The organism is Desulfurellaceae bacterium (genome assembly GCA_021296095.1).
Classification (GTDB): Bacteria; Desulfobacterota; Binatia; order Bin18; family Bin18; genus JAAXHF01.
Window position 1 is genome coordinate 1 of sequence record JAGWBB010000171.1, and the last position, 1,475, is coordinate 1,475.

Consider the following 1,475-nt stretch of genomic DNA (forward strand, 5'->3'; position numbering starts at 1 on the left):
GGGTCTGACGATTGAAGATAGCGCCGCCCTTGATGGCTACGATTTCACCTTTTTTGATCGGCTCAGACGCAAACAGTCCCCGGCCGTGAATGGGGCTGTCTTTGACCGTGGTCTTGGGCGAGCGGTAGGACCGGCTGGACATCAGGGCCTCTTGCGGCGGGCGCAGGCTCGATTCAGACGGCCACGTCGGAGTCTGACCGCATGAAAAGTCGAGGTTTGCCATCAAGGACCGCTTGCTGCCGCACAGCCGCCACGCTGCAAGTCCTCACCTACGCCGACCGTGCCGGTCGTACCTGATCTCGAAGCGGCGAATCCAGACCGGGTCGCCGGTCGTGTTGTGTAGGCTGATCGTCGCCCCGGGCGAGACGGGATGGTTAAAGACCCTGCTGTCGCGGTCCCACTTCTTCTTTACGTCGGTGCGCCACACGCGGGCACCGTCGATGCGAACCTCCAACTCGCCCTTCAGTCCGTAGTCCCGCCACTCGCCGACCATGTGCGTGACACGCTCCGCGCCACGCGGCAGCCGGAACCTCAGAATCCTGGTCGGAGCAGGACAGGGGCGCTTGCCAACGGGGTTTCCGCCAAGACACGTCTCCTCTTGAATGAAGCCGTGGGAGTACCCGGTGGGCACGGACGGCAATGAGCGCCGGGTGCGTGTCAGTCTTCCGTCCAGCGCCCGAATGTCTTGTTGCAGGTGGACCAGAATGAAGTCCACCTCGGGGTCGGGCACGAAGCCGCGCGTCTGGCGGACATTCCTGAACGCTTGGGTTAATTCGGCATACTGTCTGTGCAGCCCGCCTGGACTGGCATAGCGGGACTGTTGAAAGCGGAGCGCCGCCTCATGGAGCGCGCGGGTGCGGAAGTCGGGTTGGTGAGCGAGCAGCAGCGAGGTGCCACCGACAATCCGGCCTGTCAGAGCGTCCAGCTCCGTCCCCTGCGCCGGGGGCGGACCAAGCGTCCAGGCCAGGATGACAACGAGCATGGGCTTCCAGTGAAGATACCGGAGACGCATTGGGAGAAGCCTACCCTATCGATCCGCCCTTTTCCAGCAAAAAGCAGAGGAGCAACAGGTGATGATGAGGGAGGCTTTCGCTCCTCGGTCAGAGCCTGCGAGCTGGCGGCTATGGGTCGGGCAGGGGTGCAAAATGCATGCTGATGATGCGCCATTCCTCTGCCGGACGGGCGTAGGTCAGCATGTACTGGCCGTGGGAGAGTTCCTGTGTTCCGTCAGTGGGTATGGTCGTCAGCTCGTAGTGACCCCAGGCGACTCCGGTCCCTCCGGCGACCAGATACTGGGGATAGACGAGCCGCAGGGTCGCGCTGTCGTGGCTGTCGAAATACTCCTTGACGGCCTGCTCAAAGGCGTCTTTTCCTTCGATCGGAAACGGCGAGTACAGACCGTACAGGACGATGTCGTCGTCGGCCGGGTCAACCGCAGCCGCCAGGTCTCCGGTGTTGAGGGCCTGGATTTCGGC

2 protein-coding genes are annotated in these 1,475 nt (G+C 63.0%); both read right to left on the bottom strand.

The genetic code is table 11. From position 1 onward, the window contains the following. Positions 1–265: 265 nt before the first annotated feature. Positions 266–982, bottom strand: coding sequence for a hypothetical protein (locus tag J4F42_22385; GenBank protein ID MCE2488272.1), 717 nt, complete (start codon positions 980–982; stop codon positions 266–268). A gap of 139 nt (positions 983–1,121) precedes the next feature. Beyond that, a partial coding sequence (locus J4F42_22390; GenBank protein MCE2488273.1) for a nuclear transport factor 2 family protein occupies positions 1,122–1,475 on the bottom strand: 354 nt, incomplete at its 5' end.